Source organism: Nitrosomonas oligotropha, from assembly GCF_009833085.1.
Lineage (GTDB): Bacteria > Pseudomonadota > Gammaproteobacteria > Burkholderiales > Nitrosomonadaceae > Nitrosomonas > Nitrosomonas oligotropha.
Genome location: NZ_QRBZ01000037.1, coordinates 1 through 20,384 on the forward strand (window position 1 = coordinate 1; position 20,384 = coordinate 20,384).

Annotated in this window: 22 protein-coding genes; 9 read left to right on the forward strand and 13 right to left on the reverse strand. The window is 52.4% G+C overall.

The genetic code is table 11. The features are described from left to right. Positions 1 to 109 precede the first annotated feature (109 nt). On the forward strand, positions 110 to 997 hold the full coding sequence (locus ABD07_RS15065; protein ID WP_160818482.1) for a PEP-CTERM sorting domain-containing protein: 888 nt from the start codon (positions 110 to 112) through the stop codon (positions 995 to 997). Positions 998 to 1,182: 185 nt separating this feature from the next. After that, entirely contained in the window at positions 1,183 to 2,013 is an 831-nt protein-coding gene (locus ABD07_RS12045; RefSeq protein ID WP_160818483.1) for an inositol monophosphatase family protein, read from the forward strand. Here the strand turns inward: ABD07_RS12045 and scpB are convergent. The 6 genes from scpB to ABD07_RS12075 are packed head-to-tail and all read right to left on the reverse strand — an operon-like array spanning position 2,007 to position 6,864. Then, positions 2,007 to 2,642, reverse strand: a complete 636-nt coding sequence (scpB, locus tag ABD07_RS12050) for an SMC-Scp complex subunit ScpB (protein WP_240142543.1) — start codon at positions 2,640 to 2,642, stop codon at positions 2,007 to 2,009. The two genes, ABD07_RS12045 and scpB, sit on opposite strands and share 7 nt — an antisense overlap. Continuing rightward, entirely contained in the window at positions 2,617 to 3,417 is an 801-nt protein-coding gene (locus ABD07_RS12055; RefSeq protein WP_160818484.1) for a segregation/condensation protein A, read from the reverse strand. The genes scpB and ABD07_RS12055 overlap by 26 nt, the downstream gene beginning before the upstream one ends. Positions 3,418 to 3,441: 24 nt before the next feature. Then, positions 3,442 to 4,644 carry a tryptophan--tRNA ligase gene (locus ABD07_RS12060; protein WP_160818485.1) on the reverse strand — a complete coding sequence of 401 codons (1,203 nt, stop codon included), beginning with the start codon at positions 4,642 to 4,644 and terminating at the stop codon, positions 3,442 to 3,444. A 26-nt stretch (positions 4,645 to 4,670) separates the two neighbouring features. Further along, positions 4,671 to 5,336: a site-2 protease family protein gene (locus ABD07_RS12065; RefSeq protein WP_160818486.1), complete on the reverse strand. Its 666-nt coding sequence runs from the start codon at positions 5,334 to 5,336 to the stop codon at positions 4,671 to 4,673. Continuing rightward, positions 5,329 to 5,961: an L-threonylcarbamoyladenylate synthase gene (locus ABD07_RS12070; protein ID WP_108699757.1), complete on the reverse strand. Its 633-nt coding sequence runs from the start codon at positions 5,959 to 5,961 to the stop codon at positions 5,329 to 5,331. Before ABD07_RS12070 ends, ABD07_RS12065 begins: the two co-directional genes overlap by 8 nt. A gap of 42 nt (positions 5,962 to 6,003) precedes the next feature. After that, on the reverse strand, positions 6,004 to 6,864 hold the full coding sequence (locus ABD07_RS12075; RefSeq protein ID WP_160818487.1) for a 3',5'-nucleoside bisphosphate phosphatase: 861 nt from the start codon (positions 6,862 to 6,864) through the stop codon (positions 6,004 to 6,006). A gap of 127 nt (positions 6,865 to 6,991) precedes the next feature. On the opposite strand from ABD07_RS12075, the gene ABD07_RS12080 reads away from it, so the two are divergent. Both ABD07_RS12080 and ABD07_RS12085 read left to right on the forward strand, forming a co-directional pair. Then, a complete protein-coding gene (locus ABD07_RS12080) occupies positions 6,992 to 8,215 on the forward strand; it encodes an NnrS family protein (RefSeq protein WP_160818488.1) in 1,224 nt (407 codons plus the stop codon). An 82-nt stretch (positions 8,216 to 8,297) separates the two neighbouring features. Then, on the forward strand, positions 8,298 to 9,260 hold the full coding sequence (locus ABD07_RS12085) for a DUF2971 domain-containing protein (RefSeq protein WP_160818489.1): 963 nt from the start codon (positions 8,298 to 8,300) through the stop codon (positions 9,258 to 9,260). Between the two features lie 319 nt (positions 9,261 to 9,579). Here the strand turns inward: ABD07_RS12085 and ABD07_RS12090 are convergent, their stop codons facing one another. Further along, on the reverse strand, positions 9,580 to 10,263 hold the full coding sequence (locus ABD07_RS12090) for a PEP-CTERM sorting domain-containing protein (RefSeq protein ID WP_160818490.1): 684 nt from the start codon (positions 10,261 to 10,263) through the stop codon (positions 9,580 to 9,582). Positions 10,264 to 10,397: 134 nt separating this feature from the next. Between ABD07_RS12090 and ABD07_RS12095 the strand changes: the two genes are divergently transcribed. After that, positions 10,398 to 10,922 (forward strand): histidine phosphatase family protein, encoded by a 525-nt coding sequence (locus ABD07_RS12095; RefSeq protein WP_160818491.1) that lies wholly within the window; start codon positions 10,398 to 10,400, stop codon positions 10,920 to 10,922. A gap of 13 nt (positions 10,923 to 10,935) precedes the next feature. On the opposite strand, the gene ABD07_RS12100 is transcribed toward ABD07_RS12095, so the two are convergent. Further along, complete coding sequence (locus ABD07_RS12100) at positions 10,936 to 12,039, reverse strand: SMP-30/gluconolactonase/LRE family protein (RefSeq protein WP_160818492.1); 1,104 nt, start codon at positions 12,037 to 12,039, stop codon at positions 10,936 to 10,938. Between the two features lie 215 nt (positions 12,040 to 12,254). On the opposite strand from ABD07_RS12100, the gene ABD07_RS12105 reads away from it, so the two are divergent. Then, positions 12,255 to 13,529, forward strand: coding sequence for a prenyltransferase/squalene oxidase repeat-containing protein (locus ABD07_RS12105; RefSeq protein ID WP_160818493.1), 1,275 nt, complete (start codon positions 12,255 to 12,257; stop codon positions 13,527 to 13,529). Positions 13,530 to 13,582: 53 nt separating this feature from the next. Next, on the forward strand, positions 13,583 to 14,251 hold the full coding sequence (locus tag ABD07_RS12110; RefSeq protein ID WP_160818494.1) for an HAD family hydrolase: 669 nt from the start codon (positions 13,583 to 13,585) through the stop codon (positions 14,249 to 14,251). 10 nt (positions 14,252 to 14,261) lie between these two features. Here ABD07_RS12110 and ABD07_RS12115 read toward each other — a convergent pair whose 3' ends face one another. Then, positions 14,262 to 15,026 (reverse strand): M90 family metallopeptidase, encoded by a 765-nt coding sequence (locus tag ABD07_RS12115; RefSeq protein WP_160818495.1) that lies wholly within the window; start codon positions 15,024 to 15,026, stop codon positions 14,262 to 14,264. Between the two features lie 261 nt (positions 15,027 to 15,287). Between ABD07_RS12115 and ABD07_RS12120 the strand changes: the two genes are divergently transcribed. Together ABD07_RS12120 and ABD07_RS12125 are read left to right on the forward strand one after the other, a co-directional pair. Continuing rightward, positions 15,288 to 15,482: an entry exclusion lipoprotein TrbK gene (locus ABD07_RS12120; protein WP_160818496.1), complete on the forward strand. Its 195-nt coding sequence runs from the start codon at positions 15,288 to 15,290 to the stop codon at positions 15,480 to 15,482. Between the two features lie 145 nt (positions 15,483 to 15,627). Next, positions 15,628 to 15,765, forward strand: coding sequence for a hypothetical protein (locus ABD07_RS12125; RefSeq protein ID WP_160818497.1), 138 nt, complete (start codon positions 15,628 to 15,630; stop codon positions 15,763 to 15,765). 86 nt (positions 15,766 to 15,851) lie between these two features. Here the strand turns inward: ABD07_RS12125 and ABD07_RS12130 are convergent, their stop codons facing one another. From ABD07_RS12130 to ABD07_RS12145, 4 genes are all read right to left on the reverse strand, one after another. After that, positions 15,852 to 17,558: an ABC transporter ATP-binding protein gene (locus ABD07_RS12130; protein WP_160818498.1), complete on the reverse strand. Its 1,707-nt coding sequence runs from the start codon at positions 17,556 to 17,558 to the stop codon at positions 15,852 to 15,854. Positions 17,559 to 17,605: 47 nt separating this feature from the next. Further along, positions 17,606 to 18,298, reverse strand: a complete 693-nt coding sequence (lolD, locus tag ABD07_RS12135) for a lipoprotein-releasing ABC transporter ATP-binding protein LolD (protein WP_160818499.1) — start codon at positions 18,296 to 18,298, stop codon at positions 17,606 to 17,608. Next, complete coding sequence (locus ABD07_RS12140) at positions 18,291 to 19,538, reverse strand: lipoprotein-releasing ABC transporter permease subunit (RefSeq protein WP_160818500.1); 1,248 nt, start codon at positions 19,536 to 19,538, stop codon at positions 18,291 to 18,293. Before ABD07_RS12140 ends, lolD begins: the two co-directional genes overlap by 8 nt. Before the next feature lie 108 nt (positions 19,539 to 19,646). After that, complete coding sequence (locus ABD07_RS12145; protein ID WP_240142544.1) at positions 19,647 to 20,360, reverse strand: Crp/Fnr family transcriptional regulator; 714 nt, start codon at positions 20,358 to 20,360, stop codon at positions 19,647 to 19,649. Positions 20,361 to 20,384 lie beyond the last annotated feature (24 nt).

Genomic DNA, 20,384 nt, shown 5'->3' on the forward strand with positions numbered 1-20,384 from the left:
TGTGAAGCCACATAAGAGTTTGAGTAATGCCACTCCTTATGAAATACTCAACGCTTATTTCTATCAACCTCTCTGTAAACAACCCTGAGATTTCTTACAAGTAATAATTATGAAATTCGAACTAAAGAGCCATATTTCAAAAGCTGTAGCACTAGCTTTGTGCAGTGCATTCGTTACCGCAGCTCAAGCTGCACCAACCACGATTACCTCTGGTTTAACTTCAGCTACCATTGACGATGCGGGTTATTTCTATTCTGGCGGTCCTGTTGGTTTAAGTTTTGCGGGAAGAGAGTTTGTTAACCTCGGTACATTTGCATCTAACTGGTCATTGAATGCCAATGGCGGATCGGTTGCGGTTGCCGATGAAGTATTGGGTAACAACCCATTAGCTACCGTAGCTTTTGGACCGATCGCCGGTAGCATATCAGTCGTTACCAATCTTGGCGGTGGCGGCAGCGGTTGGTCTTTGACCGAAACGATCAGTATTCCATCATCGGGTGCTACCAGTGGTCATGTTGCAGTAACCATTAATCTGACCAACAATACCGGATCAGATGCTACTGGTGTTCAATGGGGCGTTGGCCTTGACCCAGATCAAGGCGTTCCAGCCGGTCTCGGATTCGGCACAACAAATGACATCCTGGGGCTAGCAGGTTCTGCTGCTGTAAGAGCGACAAGTCTGGATGGATGGTCGCTGACACTGGCTAACACCACCAGCGCATCGGCATTTAGCATTGCTGGATATGTTGATCCGTTTAGCTGCTGCAGCCCGGTCGATCCTGCTGTCATTTTATCCGCTGGTCAGGGTATCGGTAGTTACGGCTTTGCAGATAGCTCAATCAACTTAGCTTATGATCTAGGTGCTATTGCTAATGGTCAATCTGTTTCTTTCGGCTATGAGTACATCCTGGCTGTTCCAGAACCAGAAACCTATGCAATGTTGCTGGCTGGTTTAGGTTTGATTGGCTTCTCAGCACGTCGTCGTATCGGTGCTTAAGTCATAAAGCTTTAGTTCTCAAGAAGCCCGCACTTCGCATTGAAGTGCGGGTTTTTTATATCCTGGTTTGTCATTCTGAAATAAATTCAATTCATTTTATTAGGCAATCCGCAGCACTATAAAATCAAGCAAGTAAGTTGGATTCATAATAAAATCCCGCTTCCTGTAATTTCTGAATCAACACTATGCATCCCATGCTGACCATCGCGGTGAAAGCCGCGCGCCGTGCCGGTAGTATTATCAATCAGGCATCGCAAAATCTGGATCTACTCAATGTATCGAAAAAATCGCACAGCGATTATGTCAGCGAGGTCGATGGCGCGGCTGAGGAAGCCATTATCAAGGTGCTGCAAACCGCTTATCCCGATCATGCGATTCTGGCGGAAGAAAGTGGGCACCGCGGAGATCATAAAAATTCAGAATATCAGTGGATTATCGATCCTCTGGATGGCACGACCAATTTCTTGCACGGTTTTCCGAAGTACTCGGTTTCCATCGCGCTCAAGCATAAAGGTGCATTGAGTCATGCAGTGGTTTACGATCCGACGAATAATGAATTATTTACTGCCAGCCGGGGATGCGGCGCCTTTCTGAACGATCGCCGCATTCGCGTCGCTAAACGCACCAAGCTGGACGATTGCCTGATCGGAACGGGCTTGCCGTTTCGTGATTTGACTCACATCGATGCGTATTTTGCCATGTTGAAAGATCTCGTGCCGCGCATTGCGGGCATCCGCCGTCCGGGCTCTGCCGCATTGGATTTGGCGTATGTCGCGTGCGGCCGTTACGATGGTTTCTGGGAAATCGGTTTAGCGCCGTGGGACATGGCGGCCGGATGTTTGCTGATTACCGAAGCAGGCGGGCTGGTCGGTGATTTGGAAGGCAATGAAACACAATTGGAAAGCGGTCAGATAATTGCCGGAAACCCCAAGATATTCGGGCACTTGCTGCAAGTGATCGCGCCGCATCTCACACCGGAGCTCATCGAAGTGCAGCGCGCGGCAAAATCTCAATGACCGGATTCCTCCGGTTGTTCCAACGGCAGATGCTCATTTTCTCCGCCGGATTCAAGCAAGGATTTCATCTCTTCCAGCGGCGGCAGTTCTTCAATCGAGCGCAGATTCAAGTCGTCGAGAAAATGCGTTGTGGTTGCAAATAGTTCCGGTTTTCCGGGCACATTGCGGTGTCCGACTGCTTCAATCCAGCCACGTGCCAGGAGTGTTTTGAGTATGGCGCTGGAAACACCGACACCGCGTATTTCTTCGATATCGCCACGAGTCACCGGCTGGCGGTAAGCGATGATCGCGAGCGTTTCCAGAATCGCGCGCGAATAACGCGGCGCTTTTTGCGGCGTCAAGCGTTCCAAATACGGTTGCACTTCCGCTTTGGTCTGAAAGCGCCAGCCGCTGGCGACAGTGACCAGTTCTATGCCGCTATCGCGCCATTGTTCGCGGACTTCCTCCAATAAATTCGCCAAGACCGCAGCACTTAACTCGTCATTGAATAATTTCCGTAATTCGCTGACCGGTAAAGGCTCTTGCGCTGTAAGCAAGGCGGCCTCCAGAATTTGCCTGGTTTTTGCAGGGTTGAGCGAATCCTGTACTTCAGGCTGGCTATACTCAGGCTGCATTGATCGAACGGACATAAATCATTCCGCTATCGGGAGATTGAGAGATTTCCAGCAACAACTCCTTGGCCAATTCCAGAATAGCCAGGAAAGTGACGACGACTTCGGCGACGGTGGCCAGAGGGCTGAACAAATCGTAAAATTCAACCTGCTCAAGTCCGCGCAAATCGCGCAGTACTTGGCTCATATAAGCACGCACGGATAGGGTTTCGCGTTTGATGTGATGGTGGCGGTTGACTTTGGCGCGCGTCAGAATAGCTGCCCAGGCGTTACGCAAATCGTCCATATTGATATGGGGTAATTGCTCAGTCCGTTTTTGTTCTATCCGCACTTGAATGATGCTGAAATCGCGCTCGGCTTGCGGTAATTGATTCAAGCGCAGCGCGGCTGTTTTCATTTGCTCGTACTCCAGCAAACGCCGCACCAGCTCGGCGCGCGGATCGTGTTCTTCCTCCACAGCCGTCTTGGGATTGGGCAACAGCATGCGCGATTTGATTTCGATCAGCAGCGCGGTCATCAGCAGATATTCGGCCGCCAATTCCAGTTGATCCACACGCATCATTTCGACGTAAGTCATGTATTGCTGCGTAAGCTCGGCCATCGGAATATCGAGAATATTCAGATTGTGCTTGCGGATCAGATACAACAGTAAATCCAGCGGGCCTTGGAAGGTATCCAGAAAAACTTCCAGTGCATCCGGCGGGATATACAAATCCTGCGGAATTTCCAGCAGCGGCTCGCCGCAGATTTTGGCGACCGGCTGGGGTTCGACAGCTTCAATAACCAGATTCACTGTTTCAGGCAGTGTGAAAACACATCAGGAATAACTGAGCCCCATCGCTTCGCGGATGTCGCGCATGGTTTCTTCCGCCAGCTTGTTGGCTTTTTCGCAGCCGTCCGCGATGATATTACGCACCAGCGTCGGATCTTCTTCGTATTTTTTGATGCGCTCATACATAGGAGCTTGTTCCGCGAGAATTTTGTCAATCACCGGTGTTTTGCAATCCAGGCAGCCGATTTCAGCGTTCTTGCATCCTCGCTGCACCCATTCGCGGGTTTTGTCATCGGAATACACCAGGTGGAATTGCCATACCGGACATTTGGCGGGATCGCCCGGATCGCTGCGCCGTACGCGCGCCGGATCGGTCGGCATGGTGCGGACTTTTTTGCGGATGCTTTCCGGATCTTCGCGCAGGCTGATGGTGTTGTTATACGACTTGGACATTTTTTGCCCATCCAACCCCGGCATTCTGGACGCTTCGGTCAGCAATGTTTCCGGCTCGGTCAAAATCATTTTGCCACCGCCTTCCAGGTAACCGAACAAACGTTCGCGGTCACCCAGGCTCAAATTCTGCTGTTCGTTCAGTAGCGACCGGGCTTCTTCCAGCGCATGCTCATCGCCCTGCTCTTGATACAGATTGCGAAGTTCGGTATACAGTTTGGATTTCTTGGAGCCCAGTTTTTTGATCGCCGATTCCGCTTTTTCTTCAAAACCGGGTTCCTTGCCATAAATATGGTTGAAACGGCGGGAGATTTCGCGCGTAAATTCCAGGTGCGGCGCTTGGTCTTCACCGACCGGAACCCGGTTGGCGCGATAAATCAGAATATCCGCGCTTTGCAGCAGCGGATAACCAAGGAAACCGTAGGTACTGAGATCCTTCTCGGATAATTTTTCCTGCTGGTCTTTATAAGTTGGCACGCGTTCCAGCCAGCCGAGCGGGGTCATCATCGACAGCAACAAATACAACTCGGCATGTGCAGGGACCTTCGATTGAATAAATAAAATTGCCTGCGACGGATCAACACCCGCAGCCAGCCAGTCGATCACCATATCCCAGACATTCTGCTCGATGATTTCCGGCGTGTCGTAATGCGTTGTCAAGGCATGCCAATCGGCGACGAAAAACAGGCATTCGTATTGCTGCTGCAACTTCACCCAATTCTTTAATACGCCGTGATAATGTCCTAAATGCAGGCTGCCGGTGGGGCGCATGCCTGATAAAACGCGATCAGCAAACATGTTGATATTCCAAATGTAAGTTGTTGTTAAATGTATAAACCGAAAATTGACGCGATGATAATTTTAATCCATAGAATAACCGGTCCGACCACGGTTTCCAGTAGTCCGCTGAATAACAATACCAGTAATATCATAAAGCCATAAGGCTCAATCCGTGAAAATTGATAAGCCCAACGACGCGGCAGTAAACTCATGGCCATGCGGCCGCCGTCCAACGGCGGCAGCGGTAGCAGATTAAGCACCATCAAAATCACATTGATTTTAATTCCCGCAATCCCCATCAACGCCAGAGGCTTAGCAAAACTGCTTTCCGGCATGGCAATGGCTAGTTTGATCATCAGCGCCCAGAAAATCGCCATCAGCAGGTTGGCGCCGGGTCCGGCTGCGGCGACCCACAGCATATCGTGCTTCGGGTGGCGCAAATTGGCGAAATTAACCGGTACCGGCTTGGCCCAGCCAAATAAAAATCCCGCGCCGACAGTCAGCTTGCTGAGAACAAATAACGACAGCGGTACTATGATCGTACCGACAGGATCGATGTGCCGTGCCGGGTTAAGGCTGATGCGACCGGCGTTAAAAGCCGTGAGATCGCCGAATTTTTTGGCGATATAGCCGTGTGCCGCTTCATGCATGGTGATGGCCAGAATGACCGGCAAGGCATAAATGGCAATGCCTTGAATAATCTCATCCATGCTCGATTCCAAACGGTTCGAGGCTGCCTTTACCGGGCCGGATTAGTTCCGGCACGGCGGTCGTCAGATCGATCACCGTGGTCATGTCGATACCGCAGGAACCGGCGTCCATTACCAGTTCAACCTGATGCTCCAGGCGCTCGCGGATTTCCTCCGCATCGTTCAGCGGCAGCTCGTCTCCGGGCAATATCAAGGTGGAGCTGAGCAAGGGCTCGCCCAGTTCTTCCAGCAGCGCCAGCACCACCGGATGATCGGGAATGCGCAGGCCGATGGTATTGCGTTTCGGGTGTTGCATGCGGCGCGGCACTTCGCGGGTTGCTTGCAAAATGAAGGTGTAGCTGCCGGGTGTCGTGGCTTTGAGCAGGCGATATTGACTGTTGTCGACCTTGGCATAGGTGGAAATTTCCGCCAAGTTGCGGCATACCAAGGTGAAATGATGTCGTTCATCCACCTCCCGGATGGTGCGAATGCGCGTCATCGCGTCTTTATCGCCGAGATGGCAGCCCAAGGCATAGCATGAATCGGTCGGATACACGATGATTCCGCCGCTGCGCACGATGGCGACCGCTTGCTTGATCAAGCGTAAATGCGGGGTGTCGGTGTGAATGGAGAAAAATTGGGCCACTGTGAAACGGTATCGGGATTATTTGAATTTCACATCAAACCATCAATACGCAAGCTCGGCTGTGATCGTATTTTTCCAATGCTGCCAGACCGGGGTGCAGCCAAGCGGGAATTCAGGTAACTGCCCCAGATCGAAATGGCTTTCCCCCGGTCCGTGAAAATCCGAACCGCACGAAGCCAGCAGATTTCTGTCTTTGGCATGTTGGGAAAACCGCTGCGCTTGCTCCAAGGTGTGACTGGATGTAACCACTTCGATGCCTGATCCGCCGAGTGCGCAAAATTCGTCGAGCAAATCGCTGAGCACATTCTTGCCCAGATCGTAGCGGCCCGGATGTGCAATCACGGCGTGGCCGCCGCTGCCGGAAATCCAGCCGACTGCATCGCTGAGCGTGGCCCATTCGTGCGGCGCATACCCGGGTTTGCCTTTGACCAGATATTTTTTGAATACCGACTTAACATCCTTGGCATACCCTTGTTCAACCAGAAAACGCGCAAAGTGCGTGCGTCCGATCAACCGGCGTACGCCGACATAGGCATAAGCGCCTTCCAGACTGCCGTGGATGCCGGTTTTTGCCAGCTCCGCGGCAATGTTTTCGGCGCGTTGGGTGCGTCCGGCGCGAACGGCGGTCAAACCTGCAACCAGCGGCGCATAACCCGGATCAATATCCAGCCCGACGATATGCAACGTGCGGCCGCGCCAGCTGACGGATATTTCCACGCCGTTTATAAATGTGATACTTTTCGTTTCGGCGGCCTGCCGCGCTTCCGCGAGTCCGGCGATATCGTCGTGATCGGTCAACGCCAGCGTTTCGACGCCACGCAAGGCGGCGCGCTCAACCAGTTGAGCGGGTGATAACACACCATCGGAAATGGTGGAGTGACAATGCAGATCAATATTGAGCATGTAAATTCGTTGCGCAATGCGGGACACGCATGATAGCAAATAACCCGATTGAAGAGAAATAATTGTATTGGATAATGAAAGAGATAGTTAGATCCATGATAGAAAAACCATTTTGCGAGGACTCCCAATGACTATGCTGCAAACTGTTCGCGATCATCTTGCCGCTGCGCCACATCGCAGCTTCTTTCTGGCAGGCGCGTTGCAAGGCGTACTGACGGTATTATGGTGGGTATTCGACTTGACCGGGCGTTACGGCATCGCCGGATCGATGACTACTTGGAGCATCGCCCCGACCTGGGCGCACGCATTCCTGATGATCTATGGCTTTTTCCCGTTTTTTATTTTCGGTTTCCTGTTCACCACGTATCCCAACTGGATGAACGGCGAAAAGGTAAAACCGCAAGAATATATCGCTACCTGCGCATTGATGGCGGCGGGCGTGGTGCTGTTTTATGTTGGTCTGCTGACGCACAAAGTTGTCAGCATTACCGGTGTGGAACTGATGCTGGCCGGATGGAGCATCGCCGTTTACGTGCTGTTTCGCATCCTGCTCACGACACCGGCGCAAGACAAGCGTCACGCCAGAGTCACCAGCGTCGCGCTGTTGATGGGCTGGCTCGGTGTGGCGGCGTATTTGGTCTGGCTGGTGACTGACAGTGTCGTGATACTGAATTTTGCCCGCCATGCCGGTATCTGGTTTTTCCTGCTGCCAATCGTGCTGACGGTGTCGCATCGCATGATCCCGTTTTTCTCCAGCCGCGTGCTCGACAATTACGAAATGGTGCGGCCGTTCTGGATGCTGTGGCTGATGCTCGCCTGCATCGCCGCGCACGGCTGCCTGCAATGGCTGGAATTCACCGCCTACCTGTGGATTGTTGATTTCCCGCTGGCTGCTTGCGCGCTGTATTTATCGTACCGCTGGGGATTTATGCGCAGCTTCCAAGTCAGCCTGCTGGCTGTGTTGCATGTCTCGTTCGCCTGGTTCGGTGTGGCGATGCTGCTGTACGCTTTGCAAAGTCTGGTGTATTTCGCCTCCGGCAGCCTGCTGTTCGGTCTTGCGCCGTTGCACGCCATCGGCATCGGCTTCTTCTCCGGCATGATTCTCGCCATGGCCTCGCGCGTCACCCTCGGCCACTCCGGACGGCCACTGGAACTCGACCGCTTCACCTGGCTGCTATTTTTGGGTTTCCAAGCAACCGCAGTGATCCGGATACTGGCCGATATCATCCCGGCGATCGCACCGATGTTCTATGTGCTGGCGGGGCTGGTATGGTTGACGTGTTTTGGACTATGGGCGGTTAAGTTTGCGCCGATTTACTGGCGTGCTAGGGTGGATGGAAAGGCGGGGTAATTATAAGCCATCGTCATAGCATGGACGGTGATTTAATTGGCGAGCTACAACGGTTCGCGCGATGAGTAACGAGAGGTGATTTTTGGAAGAAAATGATGATTTAATAAGAAAAACCTTATGGGATGATTATGATAATTCCAAAGATTATCCAGATCAAAGGCCGCTTCTTGCTCACTATACTTCAATATCGACGATTGAAAAGATCATCAACAGTAATGAGCTTTGGCTTTCTAATCCTTTGTTTATGAATGATTGGGAAGAGCTTCGATTTGGTATGAATACAGGAGCTGATAGCTTTCGAACGAATCCATTAATTGCGAATGCTTGTGGATCAACTGCAATGCACAGCGCTCTTATGCAAGCTTTCGATAAAATATTTCATAGATTCGCCAATGATCATGCTATTGATACGTACATCCTGTGTTTTTCTGAGCATGATCTCACTGATGCAGACGGACTTCTCTCAATGTGGCGTGGGTACGGCGAAATTGGAAGCGGTGCTGCTCTGGTGATTGATACTTCGAAAATTAATGCAGTTGAGCATATTCCACTTTCGATTGGTAGAGTTCACTATGCTACTCAAAGCGAGAGGATTTCTTGGATAGAAAAGAAAATAAATGCCTTGGCTGATTTAATAATTCAGCTCCCAAAATCCAAAAAGGTCTTTGAGTCTGTAGCTCAAATTTGGTTTGAGAGACTTTTAATGTTTTCCTTGTTCACGAAGCATAAGGGTTTTTCAGAAGAACGGGAGTGGAGGCTCGTATATATAAAAGAAAATGATCCAGAATTTATTTTTTCTCCATTTTTAAGTTATTCAATCACTGCTCAGGGTGTACACCCAAAATTAAAGTTAAAGCTTTCTGAATTTAGTAAAACTTCTAATTTACTACCAGATTTTAATATCGCAACTCTAACGGATCGTATCCTACTGGGACCATCCATATCTTCCGAATTATCGGTACAATCATTCCGCCGTATGCTTGACTTAGCTAGTTGCCCGCTTGCGCATAAGGTTAGAGCATCTACTATCCCCTTTAGGCCTTGAATCTTAGCTTTTGGATTAATCAATAAACTCAAACTCGAAATTTGTTGAAGGGGAGCTGCGTAAGCATTCAAAAAAACGCCTTGGAAGAAGGTATGCCTTATCAATCCTTAATCGCCAGTATTATTCATAAATATGCTTCTGGAAGCTTGTATGACGCTACCGCCAACAACGTTGCGAATTCAAATGGCTAAAAGGCCGTAACGGAGGCGTGTTTTACAATCTGTACTCAGCTAGGCGGGGTTATTCCGTTCAAGAAAATTGATTCGATTCGCTGACTCCGCAGCTAAGCTGCGGAGTCAGTGCATTTAACGCTAGAGAATCAACTGATTTTATTGCGGCGCGCATTCCAGCCGAGCACTGCAATACCAGCCAGCAAGAGCGCGTAGGTGGAAGGTTCCGGTACCGGTGTGATCGAGATCGCATCGAGATCGAATCCTTGGCTGGCGCCCAGTACGTCAAGGCCGCCGATGCCAACTTTGGTAAATGCCGTAGCCCCCATTCCAGCCAGGATACCCGCATAACCGGATAAATCCAGCGTGATTACGCCGGCTGCATTGGTAGTAACGGTCGGTTGGATATTGCCGCCATTGTCAGTCCAGAGAAATAGTTGCGCGCTTTCGGCGTTATCTCCGGTTTCCCAGATTTTGAGTATGTTGTTCGCGCTAAAATTGGAACCGAAGCCTACTTCAATATAAGCACCGGTGAAAGCTGTGCCCGAAACGCCAGGCTCGCCCGGCAGCGATAAAAATCGATCATCCGGCGCTCCCAATACTGAGCTGCGCGCATCGGCTTCAGTCAGTACAACAGGAAAGCTGCCAAACAAAGAGCCGCCATAAAATTCCCCTGGAAAACTGCCGCCGACACTGCCACGAAGCAATGTGTCCGTGGTGCTACCAAAAGTTTCTGCCGCTGCTGACACTGGGGACAGTGCGATAGCGCCGAGAGATAGTGCAATTAAAGAAGAATGGAAATATTGCTTAACTTGATTGATTGAGCCCATCATCTTACTCCTTTGTTGTGAAAAATCATTTAACTGCGCATTCCATACTACTCTCTAATAGGATAGAGATAAAATGTTTTATGTAAGTGTCATCGATGATATAAATTTTTTGTAGATGGTGTATGAATTTTTACTGCATGCGCCATGGGCGCACGAATTACAACGACCTGGGATTGTGTAACGACGATCCCGGTCAGGATGTGCATTTAACCGAGACAGGCATCGTACAAGCGCAATCGGCGGCGCATGAGCTGCGCGCTGCGGCATTCGATCGCATCATCGTTTCGCCGTTGCCGCGCACGCGCCAGACGGCGGAAATCGTCAATCGCTACCATACCGTGCCAATCGAGGTGCACGCGGATCTTGCGGATATTTGCTCAGGGTTTGAGAGCAAACCGGTCGCGGATTATTTTGCGGCGATTCGTCATGATCCGCTCGGCGCGCGCGTGAACGGCGGCGAGTCGCTGCTCGATCACAAGCAGCGCGTGCTGCGTTTCATCGATTGGTTAAAAGTGCAGCCAGATGAGACATTGCTGGTGGTGGCGCACGAAGAAACGCTGCGGGTATTTGTCGCCTATTTTGAAGGTGGCATTGCGGATGCGCAGTTGCGTGACATTCACATCGGTAACTGCGAGTACCGCCGTTATGCTTTAGCGCGCTGATGTTAAGTTTCTTCTATTCTTCGCGCGCCAGCCAGCCCAGTCCTTTTGCATGCAGGCTTTGGATGTACAGCCGCTCGCGTGTTTCGGTGACTGCGGTGGTTTCGGGATAAGCGCCCGCCGGGTCTTGCAGATCGGCGACTACTTTTCCATCTTCGGTAAATGCGATCACATGACCATAAGCCTTAGGTACCGGCCATAGCGCACGCGGCAGGCGCAGCGTGATTTTGCGCAGCAATGGTATATCGCTCATGGCGTCGATCACCGGATTGCGCGGCTTGGCGAAGCCGAGCCAGATCTTGCCGTCAAGCCCGCGCATCAGGTTGTCGGGGTAGCCGGGCAGATTGTCGATTAATACGCTGGCCAGCGGCGAACTGTGCGTAACATCGAGATTGCTGGCGGATACATCGATCTTCCACACCCGGAACTTGCCGGTCTCGCAGACGAATAACGAGCGTTGGTCCTCGGACAGCGCGATGCCATTGGCAAAGCTGAACTCTGTTGCGACGATGCGCGCCGTTTTTCTGGCGGGATCGTATTCCAGAACGCGCCCGGTGGACGATTGCTCCATGATATCGAGGATGCTAGCCGTGAAGGTCCCGCCCCAGTGCGCGGGCGCAAAGCGTGTTGAGGCATCGCTGAAGTAGATTTTGCCGTTGGCCGCGACCGCTACGGCGTTGGCATAGCGGATCGGAGCGCCATTGACTCGATCGGCCAGAACCGTGACGGCGCGATCCGGCCCCATGGATAGCAAGCCTTTGATCGCATCGGCTGCGATCAGGTTACCGGTGGCATCGAAGTCAAAGCCCAGCACGCGGCCTCCGGTGTTGACGAACACCGTTTGCGCCGTACCATCGGGATTCATATGCAGAATGTTACCGCTGGCCATTGCGGCGTAGAGTTTACCGTCTTGCGACAACGCGACATGCTCCGGCCCGGTTTCATCGTCCAGATCGATCAACTGGATACCGGCAAGCTTGTTGTTTACCGCATGTACACCGGTATACCCCGGTGCGGCAGGCGCTTGCCAGCTCACCGGTTCTACCGGTACCGGCCATAAGCCGAGGTATGCAGCCAATGCCAGCATAGCGATAATGAGTGTCCAACCGGTTTTTTTCATACTCCGCCGTTAATCCAGAAGGTTCGGTGAGCCTGCACAAACCGCTATTTTGTCATTTCATACCATTTTCTGTAAAAATTATCGCTCGCGCGATCTACTTCCCAGCATCCGCACATCCTGCCATACTGCAAATTGGTGGGTTGGCATTATTCCGGCAATAACTTCATGCGCGCGCCCGGACATACCGGGGGCTAAGAAATTGAAAGGGGAATTCCATGACTCGGATTACTGAAATTATCAATCATGCGGGCCATTGGCTGGAGCAGCAACAGGATAAAGAATCCAGAGGATGGGGCGAACGGCGCGGCGGCCATGTCAATGTGCTGAATACCGCCGAGGCGATGATCGCGCTGATCGACAGCGGCGTTTGTCATGCCGGTACCGGCTCGATCCGCGGCGCGGCCGATTTTTTGCTGAAGCATCAGATCATGGATGGCCCGGATGCCGGTTCATGGCCACGGGAATTAACCACGGATGACGGTAAAACTATCGATATTCCGGATTTGGTGCGCACGGCCTATGCGATTCAGGCGTTGATCAAAGCGGGCAAGGGAGTCGACGAGCACCCGGTACGCATGGCATTGGTTTGGCTGCTGGGGCGCAGAAATGAAAGCACTAAAGGCTGGAGTTATGCCCGGGGTAAACCCGATGCGCTGATGCCCACGTGTTTTGCGCTGAACGCCTTGCTCGATGCCTACGATGCCTACCCCGGCGCTTATCAGACGCAGATTCAGGAGAGCCTGCAACATCTGGTGGAGGCTTACTATCATGATGGCGGGGATGAAGTGCGCGGCTCCTTCGGCGTGCCGGGGCCGTTGCAAGGCATTCATACCATCCATGCCGCGCTGGTATTGCAAATTGCCCGCGCCAATAACTTGAGCCGGTATCCGGAGCAGGAGAAACAAGCGATCGAATGGCTGTTGCGCAACCCAGATAAAGCCATCCGGCTGCGGGAAGAATGGGTGGAGATTGACCAAACCCAGATTACGGATGACCAAACCGGCGGTTATGGGTTCATGGTGATGGCCGATACCTTATTGATGAAGCTGTTGCTGGGATCGGAAAGCATCGACGACAAAAAGAGCGCATTGGCGCACGAAGCCATGCACAGCCTCAAGGATAAGATCGATGAAAGCACCGGCGCTTTTTACGGGCCGCGGTTATTTTCCTGGGCCACGGCAAAAGCATTGTCGGCTTTGGCGGTGATGCAGAAACACGCTGGCGCTGAATATCCCGATCTCCCTGCGCGCACGCCCGAATCCCGAACCGAATCCGGCGGCTTGAGAGCCGGCCCTGTCATTATCGGTTTCGTGACTTTGCTGTCGGGACTGGGTTTTTATCTGATGCTCAACGATAAATTCGGCTTGCTCGAATTCAGTTTCTTTGTCGTGATGATGCTGGCGGCGCTGCTGGCATACGGTTCCATCGGCGAGAAAACCTTCAGCGAGCTATTCGGCAGCGTCGGCGGTTTATTGAAAAAGGATAAATAGAAAACAAACGATGAGCTGCGCTGCATGAACGACTGTAATGTGAGAACGGTGCCATGATTGATACCATCATTTTCGATGCGGAAGGCATCGTCATCGATACCGAAACAATCTGGGACAAGGGGCAGGCGATTTTTCTGCAACGCCGGGGTTTTGTCTACGACCGGGAACGGATCAAACCTTTGCTTACCGGGCGCACGCTGGCCGAAGGCGTGGAAGTCATGAAGCAAGCATACGGGTTTGACGGCGATACCGAAGCTTTGGCGCGCGAGCGCGCGGATATCGTGCGCGAACTTTTTATTCATGAAACGGCTTTTATCGAAGGTTTTCTGCCGTTTTACGAATCCGTGCGCAGCGGCTACAAAACCTGCGTCGCAACCGCGATGGATCAGGATTTGCTGCAACTCGTCGATCGGCACCTCCATCTTTCGGCGCTGTTTGAAAACAGAATCTATACGCTCGACAAAGTCGGTTACCGCTCCAAACCGAATCCGGATATTTTTTTGTACGCCGCGCAGCAGCTTGGCTCAGCGCCGGAAAACTGCGTCGTGATCGAAGATGCGCCGCATGGGATTGATGCGGCAAAAAGCGCCGGGATGTGCTGTATCGCGATTACCACCACTTATGATCCGGAAAAATTGCAAAAAGCCGATGTTGTCGTCCATGCCTACGCGGAAATTGACCTTGCCGCCGTGGATCAATACGCATCGATACCGATGAAATAAACGCGACGCATCAACGCCAGCGTTTTGCCGGGTCTTGGCGGTAAAACAGCGCGAGCTGCTCGTAAACGGAAGGAAAGTGCTCCTGCGTCACGAGCGGCAGTTCAAAAAACACTTCGCTCAGCACTGCGAAAAACTCCGCCGGACTCTCCGCCGCATACGGATCGATGACGGTTTCCTGCTGCCGGTCGACTTGGCGGCAGAATTTCTTGTAGGCCGTGCTGAATACCTCATGCCAGGTATACGCGCTCATGTTGGCGTGCAATTCCGGGCAACCGTTGGGGCCTTCGTACAGCATATCGATCTTGTGCGCGAATTCGTGGATCACCACGTTTTCCCCCACGTGCGAAGCCGGTTCCGCTGTATCTTGCCAGGAAAGAATCACCGGCCCGGCAGACCAAGCCTCGCCCGATGCGGCGTGATGCACATGGTGCACAATACCGAACTCATCCTCGTAGTCGTAATCCAGCATGAATTCACCGGGATACACGATAATCTGGCTCCAGTTGCGGTAATAATCCAAGTCCAGATTGAGAATCAGAATGCACGCCTGCAACGCAATCGTGGTGCGCATTTCCTCGGTGATTTCCAATTCATGCGCGCCGTAAAATTTCTTGTCGTGCAGAAATAACGTGGCGCACTCGCGCAAGCGCAGCAGTTCCTCGAGGTTAAGTCCTTTCAAACAGCGCAGATGAATCAGTTTTTGCCAGACGGCATCGGCAATGCCTTCGTGCTGAAGAATCCGGTTACGGTGCCAATTCGTTAAGCTCCATGCCATGCGAATAATCTCCGGTAAACTACCCTGATCTTGTGTTTATGCTTTCGGATGGGTTGTGTAAAGGCGGTCAGCGAGGATGAAAATAATACCTTCTTTTGTTCCGTTTTGCCTGAATTGGGTAGGGAGAAATACTAAGACCATGAGAATTCAGGTAGAATCGCACTGTTAGGTTCGTGTGGCAGGGCCAACGCCAAACGATTGAGAAATCGGATATAACCATCAGCCATAGTGTATTTTTAGATTTTTAGAGGAAGATTGTAAATGAATTTTAAATTTAGCATCGTTTGTATTATTGGCCTTAGTATCGCACTGATCGGTTGCGGCGGAGTTCCCGAAGCAAGTTCGGAAAATTGTTCAGGAAGAGGAATGGAATCATCGCTGACAGCATTCAAGAACGACGAAGCTGCACGCGAAGCCTTTATCACTAAATGCGATGAACTGAAAAAAGCAAAATAAGCATACAGCTGGAAATTCAAACCCGGCTCCGGGGATGGTTTCTAGCACTTTGGAAAAAACTGGAAGTCGATGTCACTTCCAGCGAACGGCGAATTGGAAGCATATGCTTCGTTCGCCGTTTTTGTTTTCATGGCATGGGGTGATAATGGCGCGGTCGCTGATTGCAGAGCGAGAGAATCCTCCTCGATTTTCCTTGGAAAAAGAAGCGTCGGGAGGGATTTCACTGCAACAGCATGTGGCAAAAGCGACCAAATTGATTGAAGAGATCGGCTACATGCGTTGAAATCAGATTCGAAATGCTCATTTACTCAATGTAAATTGCGTTTCTTTACCTGATTCCGCCTTGCCAGATAAGACCGCGGATTCTGATTACACCCGCACTTCCTGCGACAATGCCTCTGCTTCGCCGTTGGAGAGCATGAACACGCGATCGGCGGCGTTGATGACTGCCGGTTGGTGCGAGACTGCGATGATCGTCAAGTCCTTGGCTAAACTTTGCAGTGTTTCGCAGATGGTGCGTTCGCTTTCCGGGTCCAGTGCGCTGGTGGGTTCGTCCAGAATCAGGAACGACGGGCTATGCGCCAGCGCCCGGGCAATTGCAATACGCTGACGCTGGCCGCCGGACAGCAATCCGCCGCGCTCGCCCACTATGGTCAGCATGCCATCCGGCAGCGCGCTGACAAAATCCCAAGCACCGGCCTGGCGCAGTGCGCGTTCGGCATCGTCGGCGGTGAGCGTGGGTTCGCCGACCAGAATATTACTCAGTATGGTGTCGTGCAACAAAATGGTGTCTTGCGAGACGTAACCGATCATGTGGCGCCATTGGCGCAGGTTGATGTCATGCAGCGGCACGCCGTCGATCTGGACTTCACCGGATTGCGGTTCGGTCAAGCCGCACAGCAAATCCAGCAATGTGCTTTTGCCGGCGCCGGATGGCCCCATCACGGCGGTAAATGTATTGACCGGTATTTCGATGTTCAAATCCCGGAATATGACTTTGCGATCATAGTTGAAGCGCACGTGGTGCAGCGTTACACCTTTTTGCAGCGTGGGTTGCAGTGTTCCGGTTGCTCTCTCGGCAGCTGCGCGCGCGCCTTCGGCGGCTTTGCGCAATGCCCAGTAGGCGCTTTCTTGTGCGGCCAGTTGCTGGTGCCGGCGTTGTGTTTTATTTAACAAGCCCAGGATACGCGTCAGCAAAAATACCATCAGCATGACTTCCGGCAGCGACAGCTCCCATACCACCAAGGCGAGGTACAAACCGCTGGCGGTCAGGGCGGCGAGAATAGGTTCTTGCAGCGCGTTCAACGCTTCCCGGTTCATCACTTCGCGGCGCGTGGCTTTTTCCAATTGCTGCGTTTGCTCACGCAGAATGGCATCGGCTACGTTGTCGCGCGCCATCGCCTTGAGTGATTTCACCGAACTCAGCACGTCCGACAGGTAGGCGAGCAAATCGCGCAGCAAATGGGTCTGCTTCGTGCCTGCACGGCGGGTGGCGCTGACCAGGCTGTTGAGCACAAAAAGCAAAAAGGAGCCGATAATCAACGAGGCGAGCGTCGCTTCCCATGAGATGAATAACGCGACGATGGCGTATACCAGCACCTGCACCATGAGTGACAGCACATTGACGCTGTGCTCGAAACCGTTGGCGGCGCGGTAAGCTTCCGAGGCGATGGAATTGGCGAGCGACCCGACCGGCTGGCGCAGATAATACTGCCAGCGGCTGGCCAGCAAGGCTTCGATCAGATCCAGACGCAATGCGGTGGCTACATGCGCAACGGTATAGCCCACCTGACGGTTGGCCAGCAGTAACACCAATCCCTTGAAAAACATGCCGCCGACGATAATGATCAGAATGGTATCCAGCGTGGGATCGATGCCGATGTCTTGCAACGCTTGCTCCATGAATTTGCCGATGCTGGAATCGGCGGATCCGCTGGACTCGCCGACCGCGATCGATATCAAAGGCAGTAAAGCGGTCAGACTCAACCCTTCAGCAATACCGGCGATCAGCAGTGCAACGAGCACAAAGGCGCTACGCCGGGGGAAGACCATAATGTACGTATATAAAGTCCGCATAAGCCGGTTACAAAAATAAATCAGAAATCATTGGATTGTTTACAGGATCATGATGCATCGGATACGTCGCATAAAACGCCGTCGATCAATTGCTGGATGCGCTGGGCGCGGTTGGCCAGGCGCGTATCGTGCGTGACAACGATCAGGCTGGCGTTGATTTTATGATTTAACTCCAGCATCAAATCGAATACATGCTCGGCCGTTTGCCGGTCCAGATTACCGGTCGGTTCGTCCGCCAGAATGCAGGCCGGTTGTGTGACCAACGCACGCGCCACGGCGGCGCGCTGGCGTTCCCCGCCGGACAGTTCGCCGGGGGTATGCGTGAGGCGGTGGCTCAAACCGACCAGCTTGAGCATATCGGCGGCGCGGTCGTAGGCTTCCTGGTTGGACAGGCGGCGGATCAGCAGCGGCATGGCGACATTTTCCAGCGCGCTGAATTCCGGCAGCAAATGATGAAACTGATAAATGAAGCCGAGCGAACCGTTGCGCAAGCGGCAACGCTGCTCTTCGCTGATCTGCGCGATATTCTGCCCGAGAATGCGGATGTCTCCGCTGCTCGGCGCATCCAATCCGCCCAGCACATGCAGCAGCGTGCTTTTGCCCGAGCCGGATGCGCCGACGATGGCGAGCATCTCGCCTTTGATCAAGTCCAGATTGACGCCCTTTAATACCGGAACGGTCAGATCGCCTTGCGAAAATTGCTTGACCAGATTGCGGCAGGAAATAACCACATCATTCATAGCGCAGCGCCTCCGCCGGGTTCACTTTGGACGCCCGGTAGCTGGGGTAAATCGTGGCCAGCAGACTCAAAACAAACGAAGTGACGGCAACGGTGGTGATGTCCGCCATCTGCGGATCGGTTGGGATCTTGCTGATGTAATATATTTCGCGCGACAGGAATTGCACGTTGAACAGGCTTTCAATGAATGACACCACTTCGCCGACGTTGTAGGCCAGCAGCATGCCGCCGGTCACACCGAGTATCGTGCCGAAAACACCGATAAACGTTCCCTGCACGATGAAAATCTTCATGATGCTGCGCGGACTGGCCCCGAGCGTGCGCAGAATCGCGATGTCCGATTCCTTATCGGTGACCGCCATCACCAAGGTCGAGACGATATTGAATGCCGCAACCGCAATGATCAACGCGAGAATCAACGACAGCATGCGTTTCTCGATCTGGATGGCGCGGAAGTAATTGGCGTGTTGTTTGGTCCAATCGCTGATATAACTATCGATAGTCAGCATCGCGGGTAATTCTTGCACCACTCTGGGCGCTTGAAACAAATCGGTTAGTTTCAGACGTACACCGGAAACATCGTCGTTTTCCATGCGATAGAGTTTTTGCGCGTCGAACATGTGAATCAAGACTAGGCCCGAGTCGTATTCAAAATGCCCCACATCGAAGATACCGACAATGGTGAATTGTTTCAGTCTTGGCAAAATGCCCGCGGGTGTGACTTGGCCTTGCGGTGAAATCAAAACAATTTTGTCGCCGACGAAAGTCCCCATCATGCGCGCCAGCTCCATGCCGATCACGATGCCGAATTCTCCCGGCGCCAGGTTATCCAGCGCGCCGCTGACCATCGATTGGGAGAAATTAGCTACCTTATCTTCCATCGCAGGCAAAATGCCGCGCACGATAACGCCTTGCACCACTTGGTTATGCGACAGCATGCCTTGCGCATTGACGAACGGCGCGGCGGCTTCAACGGCCGGATGTTTGGCCGCTTCCTCCGCGGTTTGCTGCCAGTGGCTTAAATTGCCATGCACACTGCCGATCTGCACATGCGACGCAACGCCCAGAATGCGGGTGCGCACTTCCTTCTGAAAACCGTTCATGACCGACATGACGGTAATCAGCGCCGTCATCCCCAATGTAATGCCCATCAAGGAAATCAGTGAAATAAACGAGATGAAGTGGTTGCGTTTTTTGGCGCGCGTATAACGCAATCCAATGAAAAGCTCGTAGGGAGACACGAATTAAAATACCCGTAATAAGTTCAATTGCGAAGTTTGCCACATTTAAGCAAGGCTTAACAAATAATCGGGCATCGTACGACGGGAATGTTACAACAGTGTAGGCAGTTAGAAACTGCCGCGGGCCTCATTGACCATTTGAGTCAGCTTGGCGATATCGAGCACATGCAAATCATGCCCTTGGCGCAGGATGAGGTTGCTTCTGACGAGATTATTCAGTTCACGCGAGACCGCTTCACGGTGGGTGCTGACCAAATTGGCGATTTCGGTTTGGGTGGGGGATGGAGAAATGATCGCGGCATTCGTCGAAGTCATGTGATTTCTTGCCAGACGCAGCAATTCCGATTGAATCCGGTTACGCACCGCCAATGTGCTGTAATCGTAAACGCGTTCGGTCAGACGGCGGACTTGCCCGGTCAAGCGCTTCAATATGGTTTCGGCGATCAGCCGGTTGGAATACACCAGATTCTTGAAATCCAGCGCCGGCATCGATGCCAGCAACGTGCTGGTTCTGGCGATGGCGGTGGCGGAGCGGGGGTGACCATCGATTGCCGTCAGCTCGCCAAACATTTCGCCGGTGGGTAAATCGCACAGGATCACTTCCTGCCCGGACAGGCTGTGATACATCACGCGGATTTCACCCTGGACAATGAAAAATGCGCTATTGGTGTGATCGTGATAGCGCACGATTTCATTCCCCGCGTCATAGCGGTGCCATTGGCAAGCAGCGGCGATCGCTTCAATGTCCTTGGGCGGCAGATGTTGAAACTCTTTAATGGCAGACAACATCGCCGTAGCGCGGTCAGACGGTATATTCCGCATGTTCATTCTTTCCCGGTTTTCTAA

What these genes read in the sequence shown, in the direction of transcription:
- ABD07_RS15065 (WP_160818482.1), top strand. Translation starts at nt 110, where the DNA reads ATGAAATTCGAACTAAAGAGCCATATTTCAAAAGCTGTAGCACTAGCT.
- ABD07_RS12045 (WP_160818483.1), top strand. Translation starts at nt 1,183, where the DNA reads ATGCATCCCATGCTGACCATCGCGGTGAAAGCCGCGCGCCGTGCCGGT.
- scpB (WP_240142543.1), bottom strand. Translation starts at nt 2,642, where the DNA reads ATGTCCGTTCGATCAATGCAGCCTGAGTATAGCCAGCCTGAAGTACAG.
- ABD07_RS12060 (WP_160818485.1), bottom strand. Translation starts at nt 4,644, where the DNA reads ATGTTTGCTGATCGCGTTTTATCAGGCATGCGCCCCACCGGCAGCCTG.
- ABD07_RS12065 (WP_160818486.1), bottom strand. Translation starts at nt 5,336, where the DNA reads ATGGATGAGATTATTCAAGGCATTGCCATTTATGCCTTGCCGGTCATT.
- ABD07_RS12075 (WP_160818487.1), bottom strand. Translation starts at nt 6,864, where the DNA reads ATGCTCAATATTGATCTGCATTGTCACTCCACCATTTCCGATGGTGTG.
- ABD07_RS12080 (WP_160818488.1), top strand. Translation starts at nt 6,992, where the DNA reads ATGACTATGCTGCAAACTGTTCGCGATCATCTTGCCGCTGCGCCACAT.
- ABD07_RS12090 (WP_160818490.1), bottom strand. Translation starts at nt 10,263, where the DNA reads ATGATGGGCTCAATCAATCAAGTTAAGCAATATTTCCATTCTTCTTTA.
- ABD07_RS12095 (WP_160818491.1), top strand. Translation starts at nt 10,398, where the DNA reads ATGCGCCATGGGCGCACGAATTACAACGACCTGGGATTGTGTAACGAC.
- ABD07_RS12100 (WP_160818492.1), bottom strand. Translation starts at nt 12,039, where the DNA reads ATGAAAAAAACCGGTTGGACACTCATTATCGCTATGCTGGCATTGGCT.
- ABD07_RS12105 (WP_160818493.1), top strand. Translation starts at nt 12,255, where the DNA reads ATGACTCGGATTACTGAAATTATCAATCATGCGGGCCATTGGCTGGAG.
- ABD07_RS12110 (WP_160818494.1), top strand. Translation starts at nt 13,583, where the DNA reads ATGATTGATACCATCATTTTCGATGCGGAAGGCATCGTCATCGATACC.
- ABD07_RS12115 (WP_160818495.1), bottom strand. Translation starts at nt 15,026, where the DNA reads ATGGCATGGAGCTTAACGAATTGGCACCGTAACCGGATTCTTCAGCAC.
- ABD07_RS12120 (WP_160818496.1), top strand. Translation starts at nt 15,288, where the DNA reads ATGAATTTTAAATTTAGCATCGTTTGTATTATTGGCCTTAGTATCGCA.
- ABD07_RS12125 (WP_160818497.1), top strand. Translation starts at nt 15,628, where the DNA reads ATGGCGCGGTCGCTGATTGCAGAGCGAGAGAATCCTCCTCGATTTTCC.
- ABD07_RS12130 (WP_160818498.1), bottom strand. Translation starts at nt 17,558, where the DNA reads ATGCGGACTTTATATACGTACATTATGGTCTTCCCCCGGCGTAGCGCC.
- lolD (WP_160818499.1), bottom strand. Translation starts at nt 18,298, where the DNA reads ATGAATGATGTGGTTATTTCCTGCCGCAATCTGGTCAAGCAATTTTCG.
- ABD07_RS12145 (WP_240142544.1), bottom strand. Translation starts at nt 20,360, where the DNA reads ATGCGGAATATACCGTCTGACCGCGCTACGGCGATGTTGTCTGCCATT.